Source organism: Streptomyces sp. LS1784 (assembly GCF_020103755.1).
Taxonomy (GTDB): Bacteria; Actinomycetota; Actinomycetes; order Streptomycetales; family Streptomycetaceae; genus Kitasatospora.
Window position 1 is genome coordinate 1 of the sequence record NZ_JAHSQD010001214.1, and the last position, 744, is coordinate 744.

The window sequence follows — 744 nt, forward strand, 5'->3', positions numbered from 1 at the left end:
CCAGCGTCACCAGCGCCGCGGCCGCCAGCAGCGGCACCCGGCTGCCCCAGGCGTCGGCGGCGAGCGGCGCCAGGGCGTACCCGAGCGGGGCCGCGCCCAGCGAGAGCAGCCAGTCGTACGAGGTGACCCGGGCCAGGGCCCCGGCCGGGACGTCCTGCTGCACCACCGTCTGCCACACCGGGTTCAGGAAGCCCAGCCCGGCCATCGCCACCGCCTGCGCGGCCACCGCGAGGGGCACCGGAGCCGGGACGGCCAGCGCGAGCAGCGGCAGCCCGTACAACGCGAGCGCGAGGTTGCCGGCCAGCACCGGGCGGCGGGGGCGGACGCGCCCGGCGATGAGCGAGCCGACCAGCAGACCCACCGCCCCGGCCTGGGTGAGTGCCACCCAGGCGCCGTCGCCGCCGAGGCGGGTGGTGGCGATCAGCGGGCCGAGGGTGAGCAGTACGGCGCTCGCGCCGTTCCACACGCCGTGGGCGATCAGGCTGGTCCAGTACCAGTCCCGGGAGCGCACCTCGCCCCAGCCCTCGGCGAGGTCCCGGAGCAGCGAGCGCGGTTCGGCGGTGGCGCTCTCGGCGCCCCGAGCGCTCTCGACGCGGTCGACGGTGAGCCGGGTGAGCAGCGCGGCGCTCAGCGCGAAGGAGGCGCCGTCCAGCACGAACGCCCAGCCGGGCCCCGCCGTGTACACCAGCAGCCCGGCCAGCGCCGGGCCGCCGAGGCGCGCGGCGCCGGTCGCGGTGCCGAGCA

General features: G+C 78.5%; 1 protein-coding gene. It reads right to left on the bottom strand.

The window, feature by feature from the left end:
• The coding region (locus KS423_RS46600) for an MFS transporter (RefSeq protein WP_224285674.1) at positions 1 to 744 on the bottom strand (744 nt) is incomplete at both ends.